The 19,483-nt window shown below is 62.2% G+C and carries 15 protein-coding genes; 11 read left to right on the top strand and 4 right to left on the bottom strand.

All coding sequences use genetic code 11. From position 1 onward, the window contains the following. Positions 1 to 115 precede the first annotated feature (115 nt). The 4 genes from nadA to ACTNBY_RS06485 are packed head-to-tail and all read left to right on the top strand — an operon-like array spanning position 116 to position 3,983. A complete protein-coding gene (gene nadA / locus ACTNBY_RS06500) occupies positions 116 to 1,141 on the top strand; it encodes a quinolinate synthase NadA (protein ID WP_441063861.1) in 1,026 nt (341 codons plus the stop codon). A 56-nt stretch (positions 1,142 to 1,197) separates the two neighbouring features. Next, complete coding sequence (locus ACTNBY_RS06495; RefSeq protein WP_441063860.1) at positions 1,198 to 2,574, top strand: L-aspartate oxidase; 1,377 nt, start codon at positions 1,198 to 1,200, stop codon at positions 2,572 to 2,574. A 3-nt stretch (positions 2,575 to 2,577) separates the two neighbouring features. Further along, positions 2,578 to 3,438: a carboxylating nicotinate-nucleotide diphosphorylase gene (nadC, locus tag ACTNBY_RS06490; protein ID WP_427719300.1), complete on the top strand. Its 861-nt coding sequence runs from the start codon at positions 2,578 to 2,580 to the stop codon at positions 3,436 to 3,438. After that, positions 3,438 to 3,983 carry a transcription repressor NadR gene (locus tag ACTNBY_RS06485; protein ID WP_441063858.1) on the top strand — a complete coding sequence of 182 codons (546 nt, stop codon included), beginning with the start codon at positions 3,438 to 3,440 and terminating at the stop codon, positions 3,981 to 3,983. The genes nadC and ACTNBY_RS06485 overlap by 1 nt, the downstream gene beginning before the upstream one ends. 239 nt (positions 3,984 to 4,222) lie before the next feature. Here the strand turns inward: ACTNBY_RS06485 and ACTNBY_RS06480 are convergent, their stop codons facing one another. Next, a complete protein-coding gene (locus ACTNBY_RS06480; RefSeq protein WP_158564522.1) occupies positions 4,223 to 4,474 on the bottom strand; it encodes an indolepyruvate ferredoxin oxidoreductase subunit alpha in 252 nt (83 codons plus the stop codon). 590 nt (positions 4,475 to 5,064) lie between these two features. Between ACTNBY_RS06480 and dnaK the strand changes: the two genes are divergently transcribed. The 7 genes from dnaK to ACTNBY_RS06445 all read left to right on the top strand — a co-directional run bounded on the left by dnaK (position 5,065) and on the right by ACTNBY_RS06445 (position 15,727). Next, positions 5,065 to 6,957 carry a molecular chaperone DnaK gene (gene dnaK / locus ACTNBY_RS06475; protein ID WP_154518137.1) on the top strand — a complete coding sequence of 631 codons (1,893 nt, stop codon included), beginning with the start codon at positions 5,065 to 5,067 and terminating at the stop codon, positions 6,955 to 6,957. 2 nt (positions 6,958 to 6,959) lie between these two features. Further along, positions 6,960 to 7,802, top strand: a complete 843-nt coding sequence (locus ACTNBY_RS06470; RefSeq protein WP_427727348.1) for a nucleotide exchange factor GrpE — start codon at positions 6,960 to 6,962, stop codon at positions 7,800 to 7,802. Between the two features lie 107 nt (positions 7,803 to 7,909). Then, complete coding sequence (locus ACTNBY_RS06465; RefSeq protein WP_441063856.1) at positions 7,910 to 8,875, top strand: DnaJ C-terminal domain-containing protein; 966 nt, start codon at positions 7,910 to 7,912, stop codon at positions 8,873 to 8,875. 72 nt (positions 8,876 to 8,947) lie between these two features. Then, the gene (locus ACTNBY_RS06460; protein ID WP_427719306.1) at positions 8,948 to 9,364 is read left to right on the top strand and encodes a heat shock protein transcriptional repressor HspR; all 417 of its coding nucleotides are present in this window, start codon (positions 8,948 to 8,950) and stop codon (positions 9,362 to 9,364) included. Between the two features lie 482 nt (positions 9,365 to 9,846). Further along, complete coding sequence (locus ACTNBY_RS06455; protein WP_441063855.1) at positions 9,847 to 12,147, top strand: hydratase; 2,301 nt, start codon at positions 9,847 to 9,849, stop codon at positions 12,145 to 12,147. Between the two features lie 624 nt (positions 12,148 to 12,771). Next, complete coding sequence (clpB, locus tag ACTNBY_RS06450; RefSeq protein WP_441063854.1) at positions 12,772 to 15,399, top strand: ATP-dependent chaperone ClpB; 2,628 nt, start codon at positions 12,772 to 12,774, stop codon at positions 15,397 to 15,399. A gap of 133 nt (positions 15,400 to 15,532) precedes the next feature. Then, positions 15,533 to 15,727, top strand: coding sequence for a hypothetical protein (locus tag ACTNBY_RS06445; protein ID WP_229770727.1), 195 nt, complete (start codon positions 15,533 to 15,535; stop codon positions 15,725 to 15,727). Positions 15,728 to 15,859: 132 nt separating this feature from the next. Here ACTNBY_RS06445 and ACTNBY_RS06440 read toward each other — a convergent pair whose 3' ends face one another. The 3 genes from ACTNBY_RS06440 to ACTNBY_RS06430 all read right to left on the bottom strand — a co-directional run bounded on the left by ACTNBY_RS06440 (position 15,860) and on the right by ACTNBY_RS06430 (position 19,318). Beyond that, positions 15,860 to 17,353, bottom strand: a complete 1,494-nt coding sequence (locus ACTNBY_RS06440) for a hypothetical protein (RefSeq protein WP_441063853.1) — start codon at positions 17,351 to 17,353, stop codon at positions 15,860 to 15,862. A gap of 232 nt (positions 17,354 to 17,585) precedes the next feature. After that, on the bottom strand, positions 17,586 to 18,593 hold the full coding sequence (locus ACTNBY_RS06435; RefSeq protein WP_154518417.1) for a DUF5692 family protein: 1,008 nt from the start codon (positions 18,591 to 18,593) through the stop codon (positions 17,586 to 17,588). A 62-nt stretch (positions 18,594 to 18,655) separates the two neighbouring features. Next, the gene (locus ACTNBY_RS06430) at positions 18,656 to 19,318 is read right to left on the bottom strand and encodes a TetR/AcrR family transcriptional regulator (protein ID WP_427719312.1); all 663 of its coding nucleotides are present in this window, start codon (positions 19,316 to 19,318) and stop codon (positions 18,656 to 18,658) included. Positions 19,319 to 19,483 lie beyond the last annotated feature (165 nt).

Here is a 19,483-nt window from a genome sequence, read left to right as displayed (position 1 = left end):
GCCCCAAGATTGAATCCTTATTCCAACTTTACACCTGGCTTTACAGCTGTCTTGTCAGCTGTAAAGCCAGGTGTCATACTAAAGCCCCAAGATTCGCCAAAAGAGAGGGGCCTTGATGGCACAGAGCGCGAACATGGATGCATCGGAGCTTGCACGCGATATCGCGGCCGGCCTGGCATCGGCAACGACGGCAACGGAGCGCGCGGCACTGGTGCCCGCAGAGCTCGTCGAGGCCATTCATCAGCTAAAAACCCAACGTGACGCAGTGATCCTGGCGCACTATTATGTGGCGCCCGAGGTCCAGGCCGTTGCCGATTACGTCGGCGACAGCTTCTACCTGGCAAAGCTTGCCAAGAGCCTGCCGCAGCAGACTATCGTGCTGTGCGGCGTGGAGTTTATGGGCGAGAGCGCCAAGCTGCTCAACCCCACCAAGACCGTGCTGCTGCCCGAGCCGGGCGCGGACTGTCCCATGGCGCACATGGTCAAGCACGAGACGGTCGACGCGGCGCGCGCCGAATATGGCGACGACCTGGCCGTGGTGTGTTACGTCAACTCGACGGTCGAGATCAAGAGCTGGAGTGACGTGTGCGTTACCAGCTCTAACGCCGTCAAGATCGTCTCCGAGCTGCCGCAGCAGCACATCTTGTTCATTCCCGACCAGAACCTGGGCCGCTTTGTGGCCGAGCAGGTGCCCCAAAAGCACGTCATCCTCAACAACGGCTACTGCCCGCGCCATCACATCATCACCGTCGAGCAGATCGTCGACGCACAGGAGGCGCACCCCGACGCGCTCGTGCTGGCGCACCCCGAGTGCAAGGCCGACGTCCTGGCCGAGGCCGACTACATCGGCTCCACTGCCGGCATCATCAAGTATGCCGAGGAGTCGGACGCGAGCGAGTTTATCATCGTGACGGTCCGCGGCGTGCTCTACGAGCTCGAGCGGCGCTGCCAGGGCACCGGCAAGAAGTTCTACTTCCCCGCGGTGCAGCCCACCTGCGTCAACATGGATCTCATCACGCTCGAAAAGCTCGTGCGCTGCCTGGATACGGGCGAGGGCGAGGTGCAGATCGGCGTGTCGGATGAGGCCGCCGACCAGGCCAAGCTCACGCTCGACCGCATGCTCGAATACGCGGCGCGCTAGAACGATGTGACATGAGGGACCATCCCTTATGTCACATTACAAGGGAGAGGATTCCTGTGGAAACCAAACAATGCCCCGACATGGAGTGCGATGTCGTCATTGCCGGTTGCGGCGTGGCGGGCCTATACGCGGCCCTCAATCTGCCGACGAGCACGCGCGTGATCATGCTCTCCAAGGGTGCTGTCGACGAGTGCGATTCGATGCTCGCGCAGGGCGGTATCTGCGTGCTTCCCGAAGGCTCTGACTACGACGCCTTCTTTGAGGACACCATGCACGCCGGCCACTACGATAACCGCCGCGAGAGCGTCGACATCATGATCCGCTCGAGCCGCTCGGTCATCAACGACCTGCTGGCCATGGGCGTGGACTTTGAGCGCAAGGCCGACGGCAGCCTCGACTTTACCCGCGAGGGTGCGCACAGCCGCCCGCGCATCGCCTTCCATGCCGACATTACGGGCAAGGAAATCACGACCAAGCTCCTCCAGGCCGTTCGCAAGCTGGATAACGTGCAGATTTTGGAGCACGTGGCCATGACCGACATTCTGACGGGCGAGCGTGATGGCGCCACGGCGTGCATCGGCGTCGTCGCCGTTCCCGTGGACGAGGACAACTCGGTTCGCCCCGCCGACGAGCTGGCAAATGCCGCCGAGGGCGTGCATGCCGGCGAGCCGTTTAAGATCCATGCCCGCCACACGCTGTGGGCGACAGGCGGCATCGGCGGTGTGTACGACCACTCGACCAACTACCCGCAGCTCACGGGCGATGCCTGCTACATCGCCCAGGAGCATGGCATTAAGATGGAGCACCTGGACTACGTGCAGATTCACCCCACGGGACTGTTCTCGCCGCAGCCGGGCCGCACCTTCCTGATCAGCGAGAGCTGCCGCGGCGAGGGCGCGATTTTGCTCAACGCCGCCGGCGAGCGCTTTACCGATGAGCTTCAGCCGCGCGATGTGGTCGCTGCCGCTATTCGCGAGCAGATGAAGCAGGATGGTACCGAGCACGAGTGGCTGAGCTTTGCCCCCGTTGAGCGCGACGTCGTGACCGGACACTTTGCCAACATTCGCGCACGCTGCCTGGAGGACGGCCGCGACATCTTGGACGAGCCCATTCCCGTCACACCCACGCAGCACTACTTTATGGGCGGCGTGTGGGTCGACAAGGACGGCCGCACCTCGATGCCCGAGCTCTACGCCGCCGGCGAGACGGCCTGCAACGGCGTTCACGGCAAGAACCGCCTTGCATCAAACAGCCTGCTCGAGGCGCTGGTCTGGGGTCGTCGCGCCGCGTGGCACATGCGTACCGGCCAGTCGCTCGCCGTGGAGCAGGCGGGCGAGCCCGCGCTCGATGGCCGTCATCGCGCCCTGAGCGCCGACACCCTGGCAATCGATGATTTGGCCCGTGCCGCCGGCACGCAGGCCGTGGAGGAGTAGACCATGAACCCCATTACCATGAAGCTCGTCGTCGATGATCTGATTCTGCAGGCTCTGCGCGAGGACATTACGTTTGAGGACGTGAGCACGGCGAGCGTGTGCCCCACGGCGCGTCCCGCCACGGTGGAGCTCATCGCCAAGGCCGATGGCATCATCGCGGGCCTGGATGTGTTCGCTCGCACCTTTGAGCTGCTGGATTCGCAGAGCTCGGTGCTGTTTGATGTTGCCGATGGAGACGAGGTGCACGCCGGCGACCACGTGGGCCAGGTACGCGGCGATGCGCGCGTGCTGCTTTCGGGCGAGCGCGTGGCGCTCAACTACCTGCAGCGCATGAGCGGTATCGCTACCTATACGCACCAGATGGCTGCGGCGCTCGAGGGCACCAAGACCGTGCTCGTCGACACGCGCAAGACCACGCCGGGTATGCGCGTCTTCGAGAAGGCCGCGGTCGAGATCGGCGGCGGCAGCAACCACCGCTACAATCTGTCGACGGCCGTCATGCTCAAGGACAACCACATCGACGCCGCCGGCGGCGTGACGCGTGCGATCGAGATGGCGCGCGCCCATGCATCGTTTACCGCGACGGTCGAGATCGAGTGCGAGAACCTGGACATGGTGCGCGAGGCCGTGGAGGCCGGCGCCGACATCATCATGCTCGACAACATGACCCACGATGACATGGCTGCCGCGATTGAGCTTATTGCCGGTCGCGCCAAGACCGAGTGTTCGGGCAACGTGGATGCCAGCAATATCCGTGCGCTTGCCGACCTGGGCGTTGACTTTATTAGCTCGGGAGCGTTGACGCACTCTGCGCCGATTCTCGACCTCTCGCTTAAGCACCTGCGTCTGCTGGACGGTAAATAATGGACGCCCGCGAGCGTCGCCGTTCCATCATGGGCGTGCTCGAGCGAGCCAAAGACCCCGTCTCCGGCAGTACGCTTGCTCGCGAGGTGGGTGTGAGCCGCCAGGTTGTCGTGCAAGACATCGCCCTGCTGCGCGCCGATGGGCACGATATCGTGGCGACCAATCGCGGCTACGTGCTGCAGGAGGCCCCCAGCAGCCCCGCCGTGCCCACGCGCCTGGTCAAGGTTCGCCATAGCATGGAGCAGGCAGGCGATGAGCTCACGAGTATCGTCGACGCCGGAGGCGCCGTGCTCAACGTGATCGTCAATCACCGCGTGTACGGTAAGATCACGGCCGACCTGGACATCCGCAATCGTCGCGATGTTGAGCGTTACCTGCACGATATCGAGAGCGGCAAAAGCTTTCCACTACTAACGGTGACGAGCGGCTATCACTTCCATCGCATCGCGGCAGAGGATGAGCAAACCCTCGACGAGATCGAGGCTATGCTCAAGGAGAAGGGCTATCTGGCAGACCTGATGCCCTACGAAGACGATCTATCGTAGCCGACGCTGCAAACGCCCCTAAGCGGCAATCTGACGTTCAATCGTCGGTCGCGTACAAAAAAGTACGCTTCCCTCCTCTTTCACGTCACCTTGCTCGCTTAGGGGCGTTTTCGCTGACTTATGCTCAACCTGCGACGGTGCCAAATTAGCTATCCGCACAAAAAAGAGGCCTCTGCGGCGATGCGGAGGCCTCCTTTTTTGTGCACGGTGTACTTGTGAGTGTGCAAGTGGGGGAGTTGTTACTCCTCGACGATCTCGGTGATCGCGCCGGCGGGGCAAGCGTCCTGGCAAGCGCCACAGGCGACGCAGGAGTCCTCGTCAGCAACGGTAGCGACGTCCTGGAGCTCCAGAACGCCAGCGGGGCAGGAGTCGACGCAAACGCCACAAGCGATGCACTCGTCGGCATCAATTACGGGATGAGCCATGGTAGTTTCCTCTCTGTTGACCGACGCTACAGGCGATGCGCGCCGGTTTGATTCGGGCAAAAACATACCACGTGAGCGACCGTTTGCAATACCCTCTGGCCGGCATCTTCATACCATTCGCCGAGTATGCCAAGGCTTACTAAGAAACGCACAGGTGAGGCTGGTGAGCTGTGCAAATGTTAGCTAGAGGTGACTCGAATTATTGAGCAATTGAGTGGGCTTTCGGAAAGCGCATCCCGTTATCTGGTCGAAAAACGGGTCGCAGTTTCCGGTTGGGCCCGCTAGCGGAAACTACGACCCGGTATCAGCTCTCAAAACGGGATACGGTTTCCGGTTGAGCCTTCAGACGGAAACTACGACCCGGAATCCACACTCAAACCGGGACGAGCTTTCCGTAAAGCAGCCCCAGGCACCCCCGGCCCAAACCTCAGCCATCTCTACATAGATCTCGAGAGATTTGCCGAGAACTCAATCAGCGCATCTACCTGCGTATTCGAGAACCTAAACTCTAAGTGATAAGAAATCTTATATGAATTGACTTAGATTTTGTATATTCCGGTCCATAAGGGGATACACTACATCCTGAAAGACAAACCGAAAGACCGCTTGGCAGACCGCCGAGTCGGTGCAAACGCACAAGAGAGAGGGAATTTCTAATGGGCAAGATTCTTGGTATCGACCTTGGTACTACTAACTCCGCAATGGCCGTTCTCGAGGGCGGTTCTCCGACCATCATCGTGAACGCCGAGGGCGACCGCACCACCCCGTCTGTCGTGGGCTTCCGTGCCGACGGCGACCGCGTCGTGGGCAAGGCCGCTAAGAACCAGGCAGTCACCAACCCCAAGAACACCGTGTTCTCCATCAAGCGCTTCATGGGCCGCAAGTACTCCGAGTGCACCTCCGAGCTCAAGACCGTGCCGTATGAGGTCAAGGAGGGCCAGGGTGGCCGTGCCGTCGTCGACATCGAGGGCAAGGAATACACCGCCGAGCAGGTGAGCGCCATGACGCTCGCAAAGATGAAGGCCGACGCCGAGAAGTATCTGGGCGAGACCGTCACCGACGCCGTCATCACCGTCCCGGCCTACTTCAACGACGCCCAGCGTCAGGCCACCAAGGACGCCGGTAAGATCGCCGGCCTCAACGTTAAGCGTATCGTCAACGAGCCGACCGCTGCCGCTTTGGCCTATGGCCTGGACAAGCAGGGCTCCGACCAGCGCATCCTGGTCTTCGACCTGGGCGGCGGTACCTTCGACGTCTCCATCCTCGACCTCGCCGACGGCGTGTTTGAGGTTCTGTCCACCTCGGGCGACAACCACCTGGGCGGCGACGACTGGGATCAGCGCGTCATCGACTGGATGGCCGATAAGTTCCAGCAGGAGAACGGTGTCGACTTGCGTCAGGACCCCATGGCCCTGCAGCGTCTGAAGGAGGCCGCCGAGAACGCCAAGAAGGAGCTCTCCGCCGCCCAGCAGTCCACTATCAACCTGCCGTTCATCACCATGAACCAGTCCGGCCCGCTGCACCTCAACTACACGCTGACCCGCGCCGAGTTCGAGAAGATCACCCGCGACCTGCTCGAGCGCTGCAAGCAGCCTGTCACCAACGCCCTGCGCGACGCTAACCTTAAGCTCTCCGATCTGACCGAGGTCATCCTCGTCGGCGGCTCCACCCGTATGCCCGCCGTCCAGGAGCTCGTCAAGACCATGACCGGCAAGCAGCCCAACATGTCCGTGAACCCCGACGAGGTCGTTGCCGACGGCGCTGCCGTCCAGGGCGGCGTGCTCACCGGCGACGTCGAGGGCATCCTGCTGCTCGACGTTACCCCGCTGTCGCTGGGCGTCGAGACCATGGGCGGCATTATGACCAAGATGATCGACCGCAACACCACGATTCCGACCTCCAAGACCGAGGTCTACTCCACCGCTGCCGACAACCAGACCAGCGTCGAGATCAACGTGCTCCAGGGCGAGCGCGAACTTGCCCGCGACAACAAGTCGCTCGGTAAGTTCCAGCTGACCGGTATCCCGGCTGCCCGCCGCGGCGTGCCGCAGATCGAGGTCACCTTCGACATCGACGCCAACGGCATCGTCAAGGTCTCCGCTAAGGACAAGGGCACCGGCAAGGAGCAGCAGATCACCATCTCCGGCTCCACCGCTCTGTCCGACGAAGAAGTCGATCGTATGGTCAAGGACGCCGAGGCTCATGCCGAGGAGGACAAGAAGCAGAAGGAAGAGGTCGAGGTCCGCAACCAGACCGACAGCCTGTGCTACTCCACCGAGCAGACCCTCAACGAGCTGGGCGACAAGGTTTCCGCCGACGTGAAGTCCAAGGCCGAGGCCGCTATCGCCGATGCCAAGAAGGCGCTCGAGGGCTCTGACGTCGAGGCCATCAAGGCCGCTGGCGAGTCCCTGCAGTCCGTGGCCTACGAGCTGGCTCAGGTTGTCTACGCCGACGCTCAGCAGCAGACCGACGGTGCCGCCGGCGCCCAGCCTGCCGACGATGACGTCGTCGACGCCGACTACGAGGTTGTGGACGACGAGGACAAGTAATCATGTCCGCCCGTAAAGCTCGCACGGAGGCGGCTGCCGTTGGAGCCGCCCCCGTTGACTCTGAGGAGAAGGACGTGAAGATTCCCGTAGAGGCCGTCGACGATACCGAGGCCAACGAGGCCGAGGCCGCCGAGGCTGTCGAGAACCAGGTAGAGGATTCCAACAAGGAGGCGACGATGACCGAGGACGAGATGGTGGAAGCCGCTATCCGCGCCGGTGAGGAAGCCGCCGACAACGACTTTAAGCTCAAGTTCGAGCAGGCCCAGAAGGAGCTTGCCGACGTGCGCAACGAGCTCGATGCTGCGGCAGAGGCTCAGAAGGCTGCCGAGGACAAGGCGAAGGACGCCACCGAGCGCACCGCCCGTCTGCAGGCCGACTGGGAGAACTTCCGTCGCCGCACCGCCAGCGAGCGTATCGCCGAGCGTGAGCGCGCGACAGAGAAGCTTGTCACTGCGCTGCTGCCGGTGGTCGACGATATCGAGCGTGCGATCGACCATGCCCGCAGCCAAGAGCTTGCCGACGACTTTAAGCAGTTCGTCGACGGCGTCGACGCGGTGCATGCCAAGCTACTCGATGTGTTTGCGCACGAGGGCGTTGAGCCCATCGACCCCAAGGGCGAGGCGTTCGATCCGCTCGAGCACCAGGCTGTGGGTCGTGTCGAGGACTCGTCGCAGTACGACGAGACCGTCAACGACGTGTACCAGAAGGGCTACCGCATGGCGGACCGCATCCTGCGTTCCGCGATGGTGACGGTGACCTACGGTGGCGAAAAGCGCCCCGCACCGGAGCCCGAAGCGGCGCCCGAGGATGCTGCGGCCGATACGGCCGAGAGCACCGAGGAGTAATTGAGAAGGGCCCCGGGGCAACACCCGGGGCCCTTTCTGGCCTAGTGCCATATGAAAGCATGAACCGCCGCCCGCTGGGCGACGGATAAAACAGGAGAGGAGCTACGATGGCTGCAGGCAAAACCTTCTATGACATCCTGGGCGTATCCAAGAGCGCCTCCGACAAAGAGATCAAGAGCGCGTTTCGCAAGCTCGCGCAAAAATATCACCCCGACGCCGGCGGCGACGAGGCCAAGTTCAAGGAGATCAGCGAGGCCTACGAGACGCTTTCGGACGAGAAGAAGCGCAAAGAGTACGACCAGATGCTCATGTTTGGCGGCATGCCGGGCGCAGGCGGCGCGTATGGCGGCGGCTACGGTGCCGGCGCGGGTGCCAGCGGCTGGGGCGACATCTTCGACAGCATCTTTAGCGGCAACGGCGCCTGGGGCAGCGATTGGGGCTCGGGCTTTGCCGGGGCTGCAGGCGCTGCCGGTGCCGGCGCGGGTCGCAGCCGCGCTCGCAAGGGCGGCGACCTGTCGCTGACCGTCGATGTGACGGCCGAGGACGCGTTTCGCGGCGTGACGCACAAGGTCACCTATCGCATTCCCTCGACAGGCGAGCAGCAGACCATTACGGTCTCGGTGCCCGCGGGCGCGGTCGACGGCGGCAAGCTACGCTACAAGCGTCGCGGCGAGTATGGCATCGCCGGTGGCGAGCGCGGCGACCTGGTCGTGACCACGCATGTGGAGGAGCACCCGCTGTTTAAGCGCAAAGGCGCCGACGTGACCATGGAGATACCGGTCTCGGTCTACGAGGCGGCGCTCGGCTGCACGGTGGACGTGCCCACGCCCGGCGGTGCGACGGTCCGTTTGAAAGTGCCTGCGGGTACCCAGACGGGCAAGAAGTTCCGCTTTAAGGAGATGGGGGCGCCCGACGTTAAGCACCGTGGCCGTACGGGCGCGCTGCTCGTCGAGATCAAGGTGCAGGTTCCCACGAACCTATCCGATGACGAGCGCGATGCCATGACCAAGCTGCGCGAGGCCGACACGCGCGACTACCGCGAGAAGGTCAACCGTTACAAGGCGACGTTCTAGGGCGGTCGCGGTACACGCCCACGCCCGCGGGCTTATGATGGACGATAACGAGACGGAAAGGGGTCAGGTAGCATGGCCGAGGACAATAGGAACAAACCGCTGTACATGATCAGCGTGGCGGCCGAGCTGACCGGCATGCATCCGCAGACTCTGCGCGTCTACGAGTCCAAGGGTCTGGTGAACCCCCAGCGCTCGGGCGGCAACACGCGCCTGTATTCGCGTGCCGATATCGAGCGCCTGGAGCTCATCAACCAGCTGACCGACGAGGGCATCAACCTTGCCGGCGTGGTGCGCATCCTCGATATGAAGGAGCGTGCCGAGGAGCGCGAGCGCGAGAACGAAAAGCTCCGCGCCCGCATGCGCCAGCTCGAGGACGAGCTGCACGAGTACAAGATGCAGAAGAAGATCACCTCCCTGGCCCCGCGCGATGGATCGGTTAATCCCGAACAGGTCATGCGCAAGCTACTGGGAGCCGGCGGGGATCTCTAGGTTCCGCCGTTCTAACGAACGGCGGACCGGTCGACGCTGCGCGCCGCCCAGGGCGACAATTTGTCATTCAAAAGGCAAGGCATGACCAGAAGGTCTATGCCTTGCCTTTTTCATGCCAACTTGTTCGCCCTGGACGTCGCTCGCTGTCCGTCCTCTACCTGCGGCGTTGCCATGGCCCGGATGCGGCACTTGGGGACGTTCCTCACTTTGGAAATGCGGCCCGCTCGCTGTCCATCCTCTACCTGCGGCGTTGCCTTGCTCCGAATGCGGTAGTCGTTGGTAGTCATTGGGGACGTTCTTAAATGACTAGTCGAAAGGGACGCTCTTGCACCAAATCTGCTGACCCACATCGGGCTCGTCCTGTACTTTACCGAGATAAAGTGAACGTGCAGATTCGTAACCCACTCGCAACCGTTCTATGGCACGATATTGAACGAATGCATGCTATGCGCCCAAATCTTTTGGGCAGAGTGGGAGACAGTATGGTCAAGCTGTACGAAGACGGCATCTACCTGCGCGGCGGCAGCGAGGTTGTGCCTGCGGCCGAGGCTGCTGAGCGCGGTATTACGCAGACGCCCGAGGATGCCAAGCGCGGCACCATCGCGTATTCGATCCTCCAGGCACACAATACGTCCGGCGACCCCGAGGCGCTCAAGATTCGCTTCGATGCCATGGCGAGCCACGACATCACCTTTGTCGGCATCATCCAGACGGCGCGCGCCTCGGGCATGGAGCAGTTCCCGCTGCCCTACGTGCTCACCAACTGCCATAACTCGCTGTGCGCCGTGGGCGGCACCATCAATGAGGACGACCACGTCTTTGGCCTTTCCGCGGCCAAAAAGTACGGCGGCATCTTCGTTCCGCCGCACATCGCCGTCATCCACTCCTTTATGCGCGAGAACTTCGCCGGTTGCGGCAAGATGATCCTGGGCTCCGACTCGCACACCCGCTATGGCGCCCTGGGCACCATGGCCGTGGGCGAGGGCGGCGGCGAGCTGGCAAAGCAGTTGCTGCGCGACACCTACGACGTTGCCTATCCCGGCGTTGTCGCTATCTACCTCACGGGCGCCCCGCGTCCCGGCGTCGGCCCGCACGACGTGGCGCTCGCCATCATCCGTGCCGTCTTTGCCAAGGGCTATGTCAAGAACAAGGTCATGGAGTTTGTGGGCCCCGGCATCGCGAGCATGACGACCGATTACCGCAACGGCGTCGACGTCATGACCACCGAGACCACCTGCCTGTCGAGCATCTGGGCCACCGACGAGGACACGCACGCGTTTTTGGCCACGCACGGTCGCGGCGACGACTACCGCGAGCTCAAGCCCGCCGATGTCGCCTACTACGACGGTTGCGTCGAGGTCGATCTGTCGAGCATCAAGCCCATGATCGCGCTGCCATTCCATCCTTCCAACGGCTTTGAGATCGAGGAGCTCAACGAGAACCTCGAGGACATCCTGCATGAGGTGGAGCTCGAGGCCGCTAAGATCGGCGAGGGCAAGACGCACTTTAGCCTGCTCGACAAGATCGTCGACGGCAAGCTTCACGTGCAACAGGGCGTTATCGCCGGCTGCTCGGGCGGCAACTACGACTCCGTGGTCCAGGCTGCCCGCGTGCTCAAGGGCGCCAACACCGGCTGCGGCGAGTTCTCGCTGTCGGTCTATCCCACGAGCCAGCCCGTGGCACTCGAACTTACGCGCCGTGGCTATATCTACGACCTTATGGAGGCCGGCGCGATCGTGCGCACGGCGTTCTGCGGTCCGTGCTTTGGCGCCGGCGACACGCCTGCCAACAACGGCCTGTCCATCCGCCACACCACGCGCAACTTCCCCAACCGCGAGGGTTCCAAGCCGGGCAATGGTCAGCTGAGCGCCGTGGCCCTAATGGACGCTCGCTCCATTGCGGCGACGGCCGCCAACGGAGGCGTCCTGACGCCGGCGACCGACCTGCCCGAGGAGACTTGGGACGAGGCCTGCGAGTACACCTTTGACGACGCGCCGTATAAAAAGCGCGTGTACTGGGGCTTTGGCAAGGCCGAGCCTGCTGACGAGCTGGTCGAAGGCCCCAACATCAAGCCGTGGCCCGCGATGGAGCCTCTCGGCGACGATATCCTGCTCAAGGTGTGCTCCAAGATCATGGACCCGGTCACCACGACCGACGAGCTCATTCCCTCGGGTGAGACGAGCTCCTTCCGCTCCAACCCGCTGGGCCTGGCAGAGTTTACGCTCAGCCGCCGCGATCCGGCCTACGTGGGTCGTTCCAAGGAGGTCGACGCCGTGGAGAAGCGCCGCGTTGCCGGCGAGGCGGCGGGCGATCTGGCGGCACTCGATGCCGAGCTTGCCGGCGTGTTTGAGGCGCTGGCCGGCGCCGGCGTCGTGGCCGATGCCAAGGCGACCGAGTACGGCTCCATGCTCTATGCCAAGAAGCCCGGTGACGGTTCTGCCCGCGAGCAGGCCGCGAGCTGCCAGCGCGTGATTGGCGGTCTGGCCAACATCGTCCACGAGTACGCCACCAAGCGCTATCGCTCCAATGTGATGAACTGGGGCATGGTGCCCTTCCAGATGGAGGCCGAGCCCAACTTTGAGGTGGGCGACTACGTCTTCGTGCCGGGTATCCGTGCCGCGCTCGACGGCGATCTGCAGAACATCGCCGCCTACGTGGTGCGCGCCGATGGTGCGGTCGAGCAGATTGAGCTCTACATTGCCGATATGACGGCGGAGGAGCGTGCCATCGTCAAGGCCGGCTGCCTGATCAACTACAACAAGTTCAAGGCCGCTGCCGAGTAACGCACTTAATTGTCCGCCCGGGGCTTATCCTTTCCCGCCCGCTCACGCGCTTCGCGAGGGTCGCGTTCGGGAAAGGATAAGCCCCGGGCTACATTTCTGCGTTCTCGTTGGGTCTTGAGGGACGCTAATAAATAGGTTTGCTTGATGCCGCCTCTGTTAATGGGGTGGCTTCTTTTTTGTCGAGAACCGCCACAAAGGGGGCAGGCACCTTTGTGGCGGTTCTCGGTTTGTCTCGACCTGTAACATCTTGGCCGCTAAAAGTGAGCCTGGTGTTACAGATTTAGATTTTCGATTCGAGTGTCTTCTGTTCGTCTCGATTTGTAACAGATAGAGCTCTATTTGCCGAGTAGATGTTACAGATTGAGACAAACGGGTGCCGCTGGTCATTTCATCTTGATTTGTAACATCTGGAGCCATAAACAGCCGCTAGATGTTACAGATTGAGATAGTAAGGGGACGAGACCGCAGCGGGTGAGCGTGCCTGCTCCCTATCCATCAATCACTCAGAAAATCTTATATATAGAGACTTAGATTTGTGTATAAGATCGTACAAAGCTGGCAACAATACTTCTCGGACAACGTGAAGCCGCCCCGTAGGGCGGCCGCCCCAAGAGAGGTGATTCCATGAGAATCGATAAGCTAGCAATGACGTCGCGCGAGGCGTTACAGACCGCCATGAGCACGGCTGCCGACGCACAGGCCGGCGCGGTGGAGCCGATTCACCTGCTGTCCGCCCTGCTCGGTGCCGGCGAGCGCAATATCTCCGTGATTATCGAGCGCATCGGCGCCGACCCAGCCCAGCTTGCACACTCCACGCAAGATGCCATCGACCGCGCACCCAAGGTTTCGGGCGAGGGCCAGCAGATGGGCCTGTCCAACGAGCTCGTCCGTGTCATCGAGAAGGCCGAGAAAAAGGCCACCAAGATGGGCGACAGCTTTGTAGTGACCGAGCATCTGCTGATGGCGCTTGCCGAGGACAAAGGTGAGGCGGGCCGCGTGCTGCGCGACGCCGGCGTTACCAAGGAGCGTATCGAGCAGGTCTACGAGGAGCTGCGCGGCGATGACCGCGTGACGTCCGCCAAGGACAAGACCCAGTTTGAGGCACTGGAGCAGTACGGCCGCAACATCTGCGACCTGGCCCGTGCCGGCAAGCTCGATCCGGTTATCGGCCGTACCGACGAGATTCGTCGTACTATCCAGGTCCTGTCCCGTCGCACCAAGAACAACCCTGTGCTCATCGGTGAGCCGGGTGTCGGTAAAACGGCCATCGTCGAGGGCATCGCCCAGCGTATCGTGGCCGGCGACGTGCCGAGCACGCTGCGCGACCGCGACCTCATCGAGCTCGACATGAGCGCGCTGGTCGCCGGTGCCAAGTACCGCGGCGAGTTCGAGGACCGCTTAAAGGCCGTGCTCAAGGAAGTGCAAAAGTCCGAAGGCAAGGTCATCCTGTTCATCGATGAGCTCCACACCATTGTGGGCGCGGGTGCCACCGAGGGCTCCATGGACGCCGGCAACATCCTCAAGCCTGCGCTCGCCCGCGGCGACCTGCACGCGATCGGCGCGACCACGCTCGACGAATACCGCAAGTACATCGAGAAGGACGCGGCGCTCGCCCGTCGTTTCCAGACCGTTATGGTGAGCGAGCCTACCGTCGAGGACACCATCTCGATTCTGCGTGGCCTCAAGGAGAAGTACGAGATCTTCCACGGCGTGCACATTACCGATAGCGCGCTCGTGGCCGCCGCCGACCTCTCCGATCGTTATATCGCCGACCGCTTCCTGCCCGACAAGGCCATCGACCTGGTCGATGAGGCCGCAAGCCGCCTGCGCATGGAGCTCGACAGCATGCCGGTCGAGATCGACGCCACCACGCGTCAGCTCACCCAGCTGCAGATCGAGGAACAGGCGCTCATGAAGGAGACCGACGACGCCTCCAAGGAGCGTCTGGAGACCCTGCGCCAGGAGATTGCCGAGGTTCAAGAAAAGCTCAACGTGCAAAAGGCCGGTTGGCTCAACCAAAAGAACGCCATCGACCATGTGCAGGAGCTCAAGGGCATGCTCGATGAGGCCAAGAGCGAAGAGGAACGTGCGACGCGCAACGGAGACTTGGGCCGTGCGTCCGAGCTGCGTTACTCCGTGATTCCGGGTCTGCAGCAGCAGATTCAGGATTCCGAGGCCGCGCTCGAGGCACAAAAGCAGCAGGACGGTGAAGGCCTCAACGAGCAGGTGACCTCCGATGAGATCGCCGAGGTCGTGAGCGCCTGGACCGGTGTGCCCGTCTCCAAGATGATGCAGGGTGAGCTCGACAAGCTGAAGGGCTTGGAAGGCGAGCTGCATAAGCGCGTCATCGGCCAGGATGAGGCCGTCTCCGCCGTCGCCGCGGCCGTGCGCCGTAGCCGTGCGGGCCTCTCCGATCCGGACAAGCCCATCGGCAGCTTCTTCTTCCTGGGCCCCACCGGTGTGGGCAAGACCGAACTCGCCAAGGCGCTGGCCGAGTGCCTGTTCGATGACGAGCGCGCGCTCGTGCGTATCGACATGTCCGAGTACATGGAGAAGTTCAGCGTTCAGCGTCTGATCGGTGCACCCCCGGGATACGTGGGCTACGACGAGGGCGGACAGCTCACCGAGGCCGTGCGCCGTCGTCCGTACTCCGTGATCTTGCTCGACGAGATGGAGAAGGCTCATCCGGATGTCTTCAACGTGCTGCTGCAGGTGCTCGACGACGGTCGTCTGACCGATGGTCAGGGTCGTCAGGTGTCCTTCAAGAACACGATCATCATCATGACGTCCAACGTGGGCTCCAAGGCTATCGCCGATCTTTCGGGCAAGGACGAGGAGGAGATGCGCCATCAGGTTGACGCGGCCATGGCTCAGACTTTCCGTCCCGAGTTCCTCAACCGTATCGACGATATCGTGGTGTTCCATCCGCTCGGCATGGCGCAGATCGAAAAGATCGTCGATATTCAGCTCGCCGACGTCCGCGCACGTCTGGCCAAGGAGCGCATGACGCTTGCCATCACCCCGGCGGCCAAGCAGATGCTCGCCGTGGGCGGTCTGGACCCGGTCTTTGGTGCCCGTCCGCTCAAGCGTCTGGTGCAGCGCGAGGTCGTGGACGCCATCGCCGCCGCTATCATCGACGGTACGGTGCGCGAGGGCGATCAGGTGACGGTTGACGTCGACAAGGACGGTGCCTTTACCGTCGTGTGCGATAACACGCCGTCTGCCACCTACGAGGTGCCCGACGCCGAGTAGATTGTTGGGCCATGCCTTAAAATCTACCTTTTGAGCCAAACGCCAAGGGCGGCGGATCCAATTGGGTCCGCCGCCCTTTTTCGTGCGACAATCGATGATGTTGAACGTGAGTACATGGCAAGGAGCTATGCAGATGAAAGACGAGAACGAGACGAACGCACCGGCGCCTGAGTCAGCGCCCGCCGCACCCAAGCCTGCGCCTAAGCCGGCACCCAAGCCGCGCGACCCCTACATCCGTGCCGAGAACGAGGACGACGACGGCTACGATCCCTACAGCGATCGCCGCCCCGAGCGCGAGCCGATGTTCGAAGCCGATCCGTGGCGCTAACTCCTGCAGGGTAGCTAATTTGGGACGGGGCTTTTTTAGCTGCCCCGGCTGGTAATGTGCCGGTTTAGTCGATTAACGGTCGGGGCAGCTAAAAAAGCCCCGTCCCAAATTAGCTACCCTCGCTGCGGCCGGCTAGTCTTGGGCCTTGATGCTTGGCATCAGAATCTGGGCGAGGTAGTCGGTCTCGAGTTTGGTCGCGGCGTCTGCCTTGCCGTCTTTGCCGACCAGTACGTTCTTGATCTGGCTATAGGTATAGCGGTTGCCGGTTGTAAGCTCGACAAGATCGATGGCCGTGTCCATGGGGTAGGTCGACACGGGGTCTTGCGTGCGCCCGTTGATGGTCTGGGGCACCACATACGGATAGACGGGGCCGCTGGCGTAGACCGTGTAGCCGTTGCCAAGGCTTGCCGCACCCAAAACCGTATCGCCCTTATCGGGCGTAAAGCTCTCGCCGTCGCGCACTGCGACAAGCGTCGCGATCGGCGTATTGCTGTCGCTGGCAAGATAGATGCACAGCGTATTGCCGTTTTGCCAAGTCGCGACTTTGCCGTACCACTCAACGGGAATATCGAGCTGATACAGGTTCGTTGCCTTATGCCGAGCATCGGCGTCGCGGGCCGCCTGCGCCTCGCGGGAACTCATGGCATTGACGGCGGCGTCACGGCGCGCGGTTGCCGCCTGCTGGAGCACCTTTGCGACCGCGGCAGAGCTCACGCCACCCTCCTCGGCGTACTTGGCCGCGGCATCGATCTGGTCGTCGGTCACCGTGTCTGCCGAAGGTACCTTAAGCTTAAAGGATGCCTGAGCGCTCAGGTCCTGCCCGTCGCTCTTTACGCTAACCTGCGCCTTGGTGGTCGGCACGGTGTAAATGGTACCGTCAGCTGCGATGGGGGACCCAGCGATGGAGAGCGTATAGTCGCCAGGCAGCAGCTTAATACCGCGGCCGTGCTCGTCAACGTAGAGCGTTTCGCTCACGGAGGAGCCGTCAGAGTCTTGCCCGCTCACCTGCACGGGAATCTTGGAGCCGGTGGAACAGTCGAGCCCTGCGGCATGTACGCCAATCTGCACCGACATCATGGTGTGGGCGTTGACGGCAGCGATGGCGGCCTGTTCTTGTTGGTATCCGTTCCAAGCGGCATAGCCCGCGCCGCCGGCAACGAGCGCGGCGGCAACGACGCCGGCAACCATCAAATTGCGTCGCTTGGGCGACATCTTGTGATGGCGAGCCTTGGCTTCGCGTGCCGAGGGAACGGACGGCAGGGGAATATCGCCCATGGCGATGGTCTCGTCGACGGCCGGCGCAGAACCCAGGCCAGGAAGCTCGCGGGTGAGCGAGTCATCGGCAGGCAAGCTGCCAAGCAGGGCGGTCCCTTCTCCCGAGGCGGATTCCGACTGGACGTCGTCCTTGCTATCGTCCTCTTCGGCTTCGGCTTCGGCCTCGTCAGAAGCGTCTTTGGCGTCGCTGCCTTCGTCCTCAGTGCCTTCGCGCATCTCGTCCTGCGCGTCGACGGCCAAATCGCTCAACGAGAGCTCGTCTAACGCAATCCGGTCAAGGCTCTCCAGGGCCTCGGCACATGCTTCCGCATCCTGGGCCGCATCCTCGCGGCCACGTGTCTCATCGCTCATATATCCCCCAATGCAATATCGGCTCAACACTGTACCCAAAAATGGAGCCATATAAAGCGCATGCGAAATATAAGATCCGATTTAACCCGAGCGTATCGTTTAGCCGCATCCTCGCGGCAGCAAAAAGCCCCCGGAACGCGAACGAATCACATTCCGGGGGCTCTGCAGTGCGTTGAGTTGCGCGGAGCCGGCTATGCCGCTTCGTGCTCAAGCGATGTTTGCGTCAGGCGCGTTACTCGGCGTGCGCGTAATCAACCTTGGCGCGACGGGCAGTGGCCTTCTCCCAATCGCTGGTGCCCTCAAAGACATCCTGCTTGTAGGGGTTGCGGCCGAGCTTCTTGGCACGGTAGGCGACGTAGATGATCGCGGCGATGTTGGCGACCAGTGCGACGATCGAGACCGCGGTGGCGGCGCCGGGGTCGAGCGTGGAGTGCGTCACAAAGATGGACTCCTCCTGGAAGTAGGGGAACACCTGGGCAAACATGCACCAAATGGCCAGCGTAAAGGCGCGGTTCTGGATCCAGCCGCCCTTGTTCCAGATAAAGGCGGCGACAGTGGGCGCCAGCAGCAGCGCAAAGCCGCAGAACCAGGAGTGGGTGGGCAGGCAGTTGTAGGTGTAGCAGAAGTTCCAGATATCGTAGGCGATGATGTAGACCCAGGTCATGTCGGGCCACAGCATGTCAGTCTTGTCCTCGGAGGCGTAGACGCTCCACCAACCGGTCATGCAGAAGATGTTGATGATGCCCGCGATGCCGTTGAACACGTTGTTCCAGCCGGCCAGCTGCGTAGCACCTTCGGAGGTGACCCAGGTGGACTCGCCCAGGACAAAGAAGTGATAGGCGCTCTCAAAGTCGGACACGACGGCAATCAAGATGTTGATGGCGACGATCACAAACGGCCATGCGCGGAACCAATGCGCCTTGCCGATCTTGCCCCACTGGTACTTAATGGCAATGAAGCCCCAGCAGCCGGCCAGCGCCGCGTATACCTTGGCGTAATGGAACCAGCTGTTCTGGTATACATGGGTGGGGTTGGTGAGCGCCCACTCGGCACCCTGCGAAACGCCGACGGCGATGGCGATGCAGTAGATGGTCATGGCCAGCGGAGCCACGCCAAAGATGATGGCCGCGCCGAGCTTGGTACGGCGGCCGACCTCGTTGAGTACGATCAAGCCGATAAAGACCATCGCCCAGCCGGCCCAGTGGATAAGGGTATCGCTACCCCAAACATCGAACAGCATGCTGCTCTCCTTTCATACGCCCGCGGCCCCTCTTCCGTCGCGGGCAGTTTGGCCAAATGTCATCAGTTCCTGGGCTTGCGCTCGGAATACTTGGCGGTGTAGCCCTCGATGTGGAGTGTCGAGGCGATAATCTCCTTAACCGTCTCGTCGGGCACATCGGGGTGCGTGCGGATGTACATCAACAGCCCCATGATGAGGGTGTAAAACGTCTCGTAGACATGGTCGATGCGCAGGTCATGATGGGCGACAAAGTCCACCACGGTGGTGTCGCAGATGTATTGCGCCACGCGCTGGACCACGTTGTGCAGAAAGCCGCCGTAGAGCGCGCCGCTGCTCGAGATGAGCGTGCTCGGCAGCTCGTGGCCGCTCACAACCAGGCGCTTAAAGAGCGGGGCGACGGTGTCGAGTGCGCCCTCGATATCACCGACGATGCGGCTGGCATTCCACTGCTCGAGCTCGGAGATAAAACCGTCGATTGCCTCGTCCATGACGGCGGTGACGGCGGCGTCCATGTCGACGAAGTAGTGGTAGAACAGCGAGCGCGTGCAGCCGGCTCGCTTGGTCACGGCCGAGACGGATAGATGGGACACGCCCAGCTCGGAGCTCACGGCGCGCACGGCGGCGAGAATCTCGCGACGGCGCTCGTCACCTGTCAGGCGCTTTGCCGCGCTGTCGGGCGTGGGGACGGCGTCGGCCACAGGGGTGTTCGCTGCGTTATCGCTCATGCGCTTGCCGCCTTTCATCCGTTTGGGCCCGACCGTTCGCCTAATAGTCTTGAATAGTGTTGACGGTTCGTCAATACTATTTTTGACATAATGTCAACAATGGCGGGTGAACGGCATGGGGGCATGCCCGGCCTGCAAAAAAGAGGGGCGCTGCGGCCTCGTCGG

Source organism: Collinsella sp. HCP28S3_E12, from assembly GCF_052065595.1.
Classification (GTDB): domain Bacteria; phylum Actinomycetota; class Coriobacteriia; order Coriobacteriales; family Coriobacteriaceae; genus Collinsella.
This window is presented reverse-complemented; position numbering and strand designations above follow the sequence as displayed.

What these genes read in the sequence shown, in the direction of transcription:
- nadA (WP_441063861.1), top strand. Translation starts at nt 116, where the DNA reads ATGGCACAGAGCGCGAACATGGATGCATCGGAGCTTGCACGCGATATC.
- nadC (WP_427719300.1), top strand. Translation starts at nt 2,578, where the DNA reads ATGAACCCCATTACCATGAAGCTCGTCGTCGATGATCTGATTCTGCAG.
- ACTNBY_RS06485 (WP_441063858.1), top strand. Translation starts at nt 3,438, where the DNA reads ATGGACGCCCGCGAGCGTCGCCGTTCCATCATGGGCGTGCTCGAGCGA.
- ACTNBY_RS06480 (WP_158564522.1), bottom strand. Translation starts at nt 4,474, where the DNA reads ATGTTTTTGCCCGAATCAAACCGGCGCGCATCGCCTGTAGCGTCGGTC.
- dnaK (WP_154518137.1), top strand. Translation starts at nt 5,065, where the DNA reads ATGGGCAAGATTCTTGGTATCGACCTTGGTACTACTAACTCCGCAATG.
- ACTNBY_RS06470 (WP_427727348.1), top strand. Translation starts at nt 6,960, where the DNA reads ATGTCCGCCCGTAAAGCTCGCACGGAGGCGGCTGCCGTTGGAGCCGCC.
- ACTNBY_RS06465 (WP_441063856.1), top strand. Translation starts at nt 7,910, where the DNA reads ATGGCTGCAGGCAAAACCTTCTATGACATCCTGGGCGTATCCAAGAGC.
- ACTNBY_RS06460 (WP_427719306.1), top strand. Translation starts at nt 8,948, where the DNA reads ATGGCCGAGGACAATAGGAACAAACCGCTGTACATGATCAGCGTGGCG.
- ACTNBY_RS06455 (WP_441063855.1), top strand. Translation starts at nt 9,847, where the DNA reads ATGGTCAAGCTGTACGAAGACGGCATCTACCTGCGCGGCGGCAGCGAG.
- clpB (WP_441063854.1), top strand. Translation starts at nt 12,772, where the DNA reads ATGAGAATCGATAAGCTAGCAATGACGTCGCGCGAGGCGTTACAGACC.
- ACTNBY_RS06445 (WP_229770727.1), top strand. Translation starts at nt 15,533, where the DNA reads ATGAAAGACGAGAACGAGACGAACGCACCGGCGCCTGAGTCAGCGCCC.
- ACTNBY_RS06440 (WP_441063853.1), bottom strand. Translation starts at nt 17,353, where the DNA reads ATGAGCGATGAGACACGTGGCCGCGAGGATGCGGCCCAGGATGCGGAA.
- ACTNBY_RS06435 (WP_154518417.1), bottom strand. Translation starts at nt 18,593, where the DNA reads ATGCTGTTCGATGTTTGGGGTAGCGATACCCTTATCCACTGGGCCGGC.
- ACTNBY_RS06430 (WP_427719312.1), bottom strand. Translation starts at nt 19,318, where the DNA reads ATGAGCGATAACGCAGCGAACACCCCTGTGGCCGACGCCGTCCCCACG.